Annotated in this window: 5 protein-coding genes and 1 pseudogene; all 6 read left to right on the top strand. The window is 47.0% G+C overall.

From position 1 onward, the window contains the following. The first annotated feature begins 16 nt into the window (after positions 1–16). Entirely contained in the window at positions 17–5,332 is a 5,316-nt protein-coding gene (locus OSC10802_RS39935) for an FG-GAP-like repeat-containing protein (RefSeq protein WP_198525108.1), read from the top strand. An 18-nt stretch (positions 5,333–5,350) separates the two neighbouring features. After that, entirely contained in the window at positions 5,351–5,995 is a 645-nt protein-coding gene (locus tag OSC10802_RS0112420) for a DUF416 family protein (RefSeq protein WP_017717094.1), read from the top strand. Positions 5,996–6,322: 327 nt separating this feature from the next. Beyond that, positions 6,323–6,625, top strand: a complete 303-nt coding sequence (locus tag OSC10802_RS56430) for an AHH domain-containing protein (RefSeq protein ID WP_071593302.1) — start codon at positions 6,323–6,325, stop codon at positions 6,623–6,625. Between the two features lie 13 nt (positions 6,626–6,638). Beyond that, on the top strand, positions 6,639–7,178 hold the full coding sequence (locus OSC10802_RS49640) for an imm11 family protein (RefSeq protein ID WP_017717091.1): 540 nt from the start codon (positions 6,639–6,641) through the stop codon (positions 7,176–7,178). A gap of 401 nt (positions 7,179–7,579) precedes the next feature. Next, entirely contained in the window at positions 7,580–8,137 is a 558-nt protein-coding gene (locus OSC10802_RS0112400) for an SMI1/KNR4 family protein (RefSeq protein ID WP_198525107.1), read from the top strand. 242 nt (positions 8,138–8,379) lie between these two features. Beyond that, positions 8,380–8,784: pseudogene (locus OSC10802_RS52860) on the top strand (hypothetical protein); the annotation flags it as partial.

Here is an 8,784-nt window from a genome sequence, read left to right as displayed (position 1 = left end):
GTTTGCTTTGGGGGATGTGGAATCAAGCCAAGCTGATGGGAATGGCAATGTGAAGTCTACCATTCTTGACGGTGCCGGTCAAGCGGTTTCCGCAAGGGATGGCGGTGGGTTTTTGCCAGGTGTTGAGCGCAATGAGTCGAATCTGGTAACTGACAGGAAAAATGGCAGGGGTCAAGTTACTGAGTATGAATACGACGAGAAGGGGAATGTAATTAGCATTTCTGATGAAATTTCGGGCGCGTCTGAGTCCCCAACAGGGAATACGGGTGAGCTATTTGCGTTAGGAGGGGATTATTTTACCGGCTTGAGTCCGGTTTCGGTAGCGGTGTCAGATATTGATGGGGATTCAGACTTTGATGTCATTACTGCAAATAGCAGTTCTAACAGCGTATCGGTGCTGCAGGGAAATGGCGATGGCACTTTTGCTCCCAACAGTGAGTATGCGGTCAAGTTAGCGCCATTTTCGGTTGCAACGGGAGACGTAAACAGAGACGGTTTTCAAGATGCTGTCGTGGCTGGGTTTGGTTTAGCTTATGGCTTTGACAGTGACTATTACTCAGTTTTATTGGGGGATGGCGAGGGCAATTTTACTGTTACTGACTACGAGGTGGCAGTCGGATCTGACTTTGTAGCTTTAGAGGATTTGAATGGGGATGATAATCTAGACATGGTTACGACTAGCGCCGCCTTGAACCGCGTATCCGTGCGACTGGGGAATGGAGATGGCACTTTTGCGCCTGAAACTGATTACTCGGTTGGGTTCACTCCGGTGGGTGTGGCGATAGGAGATGTGGATGGGGATGGCGACTTTGACATTGTTAGCGCCAATAGCAATTCTGACAACTTGTCGGTGCTGTTGGGGGATGGCGATGGCTCTTTTGGAGCTGGGAGTCAGGTGGCATTTGGGGTTGGGATTTCCGCAGTGGAGCTGTCAGATTTAGACAGTGATGGTGACTCGGATATTATTGCGGCAAATCGTTTGACCAATAAGGTGTCAGTGCGGTTGGGTTCTGGGAGTGGAACTTTTGGAGCGCAGACTGATTATACGGTTGGGTCTGAACCTGTAGCGCTAGCTGTAGGAGACGCTGACGGGAACGGCAAGAAAGATATCGCTATCGCCAATCGTTCTGACAGCAAAGTATCGGTGCTTTTGGGTCAGGGGGATGGCTTTTTTGTAGCTGGAAATGATGTGGCTGTCAGTTATGGGCCGGCATCTGTGGCGCTGGCGGATCTGGATTTTGATGGCGACAGGGATTTGGTGACGGGGAACAGTTTCAGCAATAATGTTTCTGTCAGGCTGAATACGACTAATTCTGTGGGGGGTGGGGGAACTGGGAAGCGCAGTTATACTTACGACCCGATTTTCAATCAGGTGACGAGTGTGACGGATGAGTTAGGCCGGCAGACGCTTTATGAAATTGACACGCTGACTGGGAATACGCTGTCTGAAACTCGGGTTGTTGGTTCTGTTGGCGGTGGGGATGATGTTATCACTCACTACACTTATACTGACAAGAATCTGGTTGATACTGAGACTGACCCTCTGGGGCGGGTGACGGATTACGATTATGATAATTTTGGCCGGCTTGTTGAGGTGACTTTTGCAAAAGGTACGCCGGATGAGGCGGTGCAGCGGATGGAGTATGACGCTGCCGGCAATCAGACTGCTATGATTGATGAGAATGGCAATCGGATGGAGTATGAGTACGATGCCATGAACCGGCTGGTTAAAACGACTTTTGCAAAAGGGACTCCGGATGAGGCGGTGCAGCGGATGGAGTATGACGATGCCGGCAATCAGACTGCTATGATTGATGAGAATGGCAATCGGACGGAGTACGAATATGATGTGATGAACCAGCTGGTGAGGATGGTTGAAGCTGACCCGGATGGCAGTGGACCTCAAACTAAGCCGGTGACTTCTTATACTTACGATCAGTCGGGGAATCAGGTGCTGGTGGTTGACCCATTGGGGCGGAAAACTGAGAGTCGCTATGACAGTCGGAATCGTTTGATTGAAACTGTCAATCCCGATGGTTCGCGGGATAAGATGCGGTATGATTTCGACAATAACGTCAGTTCCACTTTCGATGCGAATGGGAACCGGACTAATATGGTTTTCGACGCTCGCGGTCGGTTGATTCGGCTGATTGACCCGCTGGGGAAGGCGACGATTTTTGAGTACGATGCGGCGAATCAAATGGTTGCCCAAATTGATGCTAACGGGCACAGGACTGAGTACGAGTATGACGATTTAGGCCGGCTGATTCAGGAAATCGATGCCTTAAATGGCGTTTTTGCCATGAGTTACGATGCCGCCGGCAATGTTATTGCTGAAACTGACCAACTCGGGCGAACCACTCTGCACGCATACGACAATCGCAACCGGCTTTCCCAAAGCACCGATGCGTTGAATGGCATTACTGCGTTTGATTACGACGGTGCCGGCAATCTGACTGCTATTACCGATGAACTGACACGCACGACTTCTTTTATTTACGACGCTCGAAATCGCCGCAAGAGCGTTACAGATCCCCTCTCGCACACCACTGCCTACACGTATGATGCCGCCGGCAACCAGCTGTCAGTGACTGATGCGCTGGGACGGAAAACACAGTATGTCTATGATGGGCTAAACCGGCGCACCGGCACGATTGATGCGCTTTTGAAAACAACGGCTGCCAAGTATGATGCTATAGGCAATCTGATTGCTGTCACTGATGAACTGGGGCGCACTACTGAGTACACTTATAACAGTCGCAACTGGCTTTCTTCTGTTAGAGATCCTCTGGGTCAGACGATTGGGACAGAATATGATGCCAATGGCAATACGATTGCGGTCACGGATGCTTTGGGGCACGTCACTCGCTATAACTACGACCCTCTAAATCGCCAAATTGCGTTTACGGACGCTCTCAACAAAACGACGGCCACAGCTTATGATGCTGTCGGCAATGTCCTTTCTGTCACTGACCCAGGTCTGAACACTACGGCGTTCACTTACGATGATTTGGACCGGCTGGTTGAGGAAACTAATCAGCTGGGGCTAAAGCGTGCTTACACTTATGATGCCGCCGGCAACCAGCTGACAGCTTCTGACCGCAATAATCGCGTCCGCAAGTTTGTCTATGATGAGCTTAACCGGCTTTCTTCTGAGCAGTGGCTGGATGCCGGTGGAAATGCCGCCCGCACAATTACTTATACTTTCGATGCGGCGGACCAGCTTGATACTGTTAGCGACCCGGACTCGACTTATGACTATACTTACGATGATGCCGGTCGCGTGACTGCGGTGAGTAATGCGGGGACGCCTTTTGCGCCGAATGTCTTGTTGAGCTATACTTATGATAGTGCCAACAATTTGCTGTCCGTAGCTGATACAATTAACAGTCAGGTAAAGGGGAGTGAATTTTTCACTTACGATCCTCTCAACCGCGTTACTCGAATTACTCAAAGCGGGAATGGGGTAGCGAGCAAACGAGTGGACATGGCCTATGATGCTGCTGGCCAGATGACGGGTGTCTCTCGCTACAGCGATTTGGCGGGGACGCAACAGGTGGCGACTACCGGCTATACTTATGACAGTGCGGGACGGCTGACTCAATTAACTCATCGCAAAGGGACGGCGACGTTTGCGAATTATAATTGGAGTTACGATGCGGCTAGCCGGATTGCTCAGTTTGCTTCTAGCGATGGCAGCAGCAACTACAGCTATGACGACCGCAACCAGGTGACGGGTACAGACCACAGTTACCAAAATGATGAGGTTTATAGTTATGACGGGAATGGCAACCGCACTAATACGGGATACCAGACTCTGGCGAATAACCAGCTGAAGTCAGATGGAGTTTACAATTACGAGTATGATGCTGAGGGGAACCGGACTAAGCGGGTTAAGATTGCTACGGGTGAGGTAACGGAGTACAGCTGGGATTACCGCAACCGGTTGATTGCTGCTGTGACTAAAAATAGCAGTGGCGGTATAATTAAGTCAGTTGAGTATGTTTACGATGTTTTTGACCGGCGCATTGGGAAGGAGATAGATGGGGATGGAGGGGGGCCGGCCCTGCCATCAGTGGAGCGTTTGGTCTATGACGGGGAGCACATTGCTCTGACGTTTGATGGGAGTGGGAATCAGACTCACCGCTATTTGCACGGGCCGGTAATTGACCAGATTTTGGCGGATGAAAGTGCTTCGGGCCAGGTGCTGTGGGCGCTGACAGATAATCAGGGGACAGTGCGGGATTTGGTTAATGAGGCGGGGGCTTTACAAAATCACCTCACGTATGATAGCTTTGGGAAGGTAACGGGTGAGACGAATCCGAATGTGGACTTCCGCTTTGGTTATACGGGGCGGGAGTTGGATGAGGAGACGGGGCTTTCTTTCTACCGGGCGCGTTATTATGATGCAGGGGTAGGAAGATTTATTAGTGAGGACCCGATTGGGTTTGCCGGTGGGGATGTCAATCTGTACCGGTATGTGGGGAATAGTCCTACAAATGACACAGACCCATCAGGGGAGTTTGCGATTCCGCTTGCAGTAATACCTGTTGCTGCTATCGCTTTTGCAGGAATAGGGATATTGTATGCCTTAGACCAGATAAATCGCTCTCTCAATTCTGAAAGCTTAAATCCGTTTGTTGACACTTTTCCACCACAGCCACCAGAACCACTTACATATCCTCTAGACCCTCCCGGTTCAGAGAAGAATGTTATTCCTACTCCCAATCCCAGGCCCCTACCTGAACCATTACCAATACCCCCATTTCCTGGGCCTGGATCTGGTTTAGATCAAGATGGGGGCACTCACGGGGGAATTTGTTCTGCACCTGATCGTTTGCCCGGTTTTGGCGAAGGTCTCGAACAACCTTGGGCAGAAGATTGGCTTTTTCCAATTGAGTACGATCCTGATAAACTGTCAGATGATGAGAAAGCCTTGCGACCCAGGGCCATCGAGATTGGTCTGGCAGCAGGAAAAAGATCTGCACAACAAAGCACATACGCAGTAGGTGTAGTAATAGATGAGAATGGTGAGCGTCAAAAGGTGGTAACTACCAATTATAGAAGGGGATATTTAACGCTCAAACAACAAAGCTCACTACAATCCGATGAAATCCCTATTAAAGCTGTGGATAAAACCTCAAACCCTCATGCACAGAGGATAATAATTGAATGGGCTCGTTTGCACGGAGTAAAAGTTGATATAATCGCGACAAGTCATGATATTTGCCCGAACTGTGCGAAACTTATGGATGAAGAGAATGTTAGAGCAGGCAGTCCGCTACAGCCACCTAGTGGAAGGCCGGGACAGGCTAGGAAAAATCGGCAATAAATCCAAAGGAAAAATCAAATGGCTGAAAATCCTTTCGAGTATCCTCTCAGATTAGATGACTTGGAAAGTGGAATAGAGGCACTGCCAAACCCTCATATAATTGCGTTTGCCGCTTCTATTTGTGAGAGGTTGCTTCCCAACTATGCCGCTTTTTATCGGACGGAAAATTGGGGAAATATCTCTATGTTACGGACGGCGCTGGATGAAGTTTGGCAAATTTTGCAAGGAAAACCAGTGGATGCGGCAAGAATCCGCCAATTAAGAGATGCTTGTGAGAGTGAAGATGTAATGCCCGATTCTGAGGATTTCTCAGAATCTAGATACGACGGGCAGGCGCGGGAAGCAGTGATAGCAATTATTTACACTTTAGATGCATGTCTCGCTCCTTCTCTGAGCTGTATTATCGAGGTAGTGAATTGTGCTTTGAGAACAATTGACTTCGCTCTTTATTTGGAATATTTATTCATGGAGGGAGGGCCTGACGACATATTAAAAATCCTTGATAAGGAGATTGTCAATCACCCTTGGACGCTCCGAGAACTAGCCAAGCAACGCGAAGACTTGGAGAACTTGAGAAATGCCAAGACACTGGATAGAGAATTTTTGTCACGGCTCCGCAACTCGTTTAAGAACGACGGGAAAAGTCTTATTGACCTAGGCTGATACAGATTTTATAGACCTTATCTAAATCAGGAGGGCACAAATGATCAACCTCCAATTGAGATTGGGCCAAAGCCTGATTTAGATCCGAATAATATCAATAAAGAGAGCGGGCCAGTTTTAATTCCTGATCCTCTCCCAGGATTTCCGGTAACTCCAGATCCGGCTCTCGATCCAAATAATATCAATTCTCCAAAGGGTGAAATTTGTTCTGTACCAGATCGCCTTCCTGGTTTTGGCGAAGGTCTCGAACAACCTTCGCCGTGGGATTCGATTTTCCTTGCACAGCATGGGGACACGGGAAAAAATGCCAAAGAACTTCGCCAAAACATGCAAGATGCGGGAGTGATATTTAATCCCGGTGATGAAGCTCATCATATCGTTGCTAGTACGCATAGGAGAGCGCAGGAGGCTCGCGATATTCTCGACAGGTATGGAATCGACATTAATGATGCTAATAATGGAATCCCACTACCTAATCATCTCCATCACGGTCGGGGATTACACTCTTATAGAGGGATTGATGAAGTAAGAATCCGACTTCGCGCCGCCACCAGCAGAGATGAGGCAATAGAAATATTGACCCAAATCTCCGATGAAATAAGATCCGGAACATTTCCTACCCAACCTTAAAATCTTAAGCTTTATGAACCTGTATTATCCTCTACCAGATTCCGATACCTACGATTGCCTTAATGCAGTTAATTCCGAAGACTTTAAAATTTTAATGTATTTTATGGGCTATCCAGCGTATCAACATTATGAAGGAATGCCTAGCGCTTGGAAACCGATTCCTGTTGAGATTGAGCGAAGGGAAAAATCCGGGCATTTTCCTTCGCTATCAGGACATCCTCTTGTAGTAAGTGAAGAAGCCCGTAAAATTTTACAACCACTTATTGGGGAAAGCGTGCAATTCTTGCCACTAATTTGCTCGTCGGGTAATTATGCTGTACTAAAAGTAGTTGATGTTGTAGATTGTTTAGACTATACTCGCGCAGTAGTCAGCAGATTCCGCAGTAGCGGTCGTGTAATGATCATAAAATCTTATGCTTTTAAAGAGGGCTGTATAGGAGACCGGGCGATCTTTCAATTGCCAGAGTTTAATACGGTTCTTGTGTCACAAGCTTTTAAGGATTGTGTTGACAGGAATGGGTTAGAGGGTCTAATTTTTAGACAGGTGGCTTGACTGGAAATATTTCTTACTCTTGATGTAGGCACTTGCCATTGATAAACCGTTTGATTCAAGCTGTCACTTTTAGCAAAAGGAGCGCTTTGCTTCTTCACAATGATAAAAAGTCTATCCAGACTTCTACCCAGAGATTGAATTATCACCGAAAACTCTGGACATGTGTTGTTGAAGGTCGCAACAGATTGTCCTTCGCTCTGATTAGCTAGCGATGCTATTGCATATTTTTTTGCAATTCTACAAACCTCCAAATAAATCGACAAATAAGCGCGCGTTAAAAAGTAGCCATTCTAGATAGCTTTGAGCCTACAAATTAAAACATGTTTTTGATATTTTGCGAGCCTAAAAAAAGTAACTTTTAAGCCATATTTATGAAGTATTTTGATTGGAAAGTTTGTATTATGGAATGGAGCCGTAAGCGGATAGAAACATTAAATGACAGGCAAAAATCAGAACTTTTCTCAGAAGTGAGAGAATCAGGATATTTAGGTTATCCGGAGGCAACTGAGGAGCAAATTGCCAGTGCAGAAGCTCGTTTGGGCGTAATTTTACCGCCTTCTTACCGAGAGTTCCTCAAAGCTTCTAATGGGTTGCGATCTATATCAAAGTACGGCATCGAATTTTATTCAACCGAAGACCTAGATTGGTATGCCAACGGTAACGAAGATTGGATAAACGAAGTTCTGGAAATTTTGCAAGATCCAGTAGCAGACGAAGAATATTTCGTCTACGGCGAAGGCCAAAACAATTTAAGCTTTCGTCCCGAATATCTACAAACAGCTCTAGAAATAAGTAGTTTAGATATGGGATTTATCTTTTTACTTAATCCTCAAATTGTTACTGTTTGTGGGGAATGGGAAGCTTGGTTTTGCAGTTTCAATTCATCTTTTGGGATATCTAGATATCGCTCTTTTAGGGAAATGATGGAGATTGTCTTAAAAGATCCAGATTTTTTTTAGGGGTTATCTGCTTAATTTTACTCAGCGTTATTTCAAAAACTGCGCCCTTCTATACAGCCCTCTTTAAAGCGGATATAGCAATTCTAAATCTCTCACATATTAGGACATAAAAATATCCGCAATGCGCTTGCTATACAGCTGAGTATATATATTCATAATTTGCCAGTTTGTCAGGCTGGCTGACGAAAGAACCCATTGTGGCCCCAAGGCCATATTAACAGTAAAAATCTCAAGGAGCGCACATGTCCGTCCAATTATTTGACCCCGATTTCTACGCCACCGGCAACCCCGACTTAGCCGCCGCCGGCATAACCACCCCCCAGCAATTACTCCAGCACTTCCAAACCAAAGGCTTAACCGAACACCGGCAATTCTCCCCCTTTGCCAACCTCAACTACTACCGCGCCAAAAACCCAGACCTATCCGGCTTCACAAACGAGCAACTCTTCAACCACCTAGAACAATTTGGCGTAGCAGAAAACCGGCAATTCTCCCCCTTAATAGACCTAAACTTCTATCGCGCCAGCAACCCCGACTTGGCCGGACTCGACAGCGATCAACTCCTCAAACACCTGCAAACATTCGGCATAGCAGAAGGACGCACTTTCTCGCCTTATGTCAGCTTAGACTACTACCTAGCTAACAAC

This window comes from Kamptonema formosum PCC 10802 (assembly GCF_000332335.1).
Lineage (GTDB): Bacteria > Cyanobacteriota > Cyanobacteriia > Cyanobacteriales > Oscillatoriaceae > Oscillatoria.
Note: the sequence above shows the minus strand (reverse complement) of the source record. Positions and strands in the feature narration are given on the sequence as shown.

Excerpts from the sequence above, each read along its gene's own strand:
- OSC10802_RS0112420 (WP_017717094.1), top strand. The coding sequence starts at position 5,351 with ATGGCTGAAAATCCTTTCGAGTATCCTCTCAGATTAGATGACTTGGAA.
- OSC10802_RS56430 (WP_071593302.1), top strand. The coding sequence starts at position 6,323 with ATGCAAGATGCGGGAGTGATATTTAATCCCGGTGATGAAGCTCATCAT.
- OSC10802_RS49640 (WP_017717091.1), top strand. The coding sequence starts at position 6,639 with ATGAACCTGTATTATCCTCTACCAGATTCCGATACCTACGATTGCCTT.
- OSC10802_RS0112400 (WP_198525107.1), top strand. The coding sequence starts at position 7,580 with ATGGAATGGAGCCGTAAGCGGATAGAAACATTAAATGACAGGCAAAAA.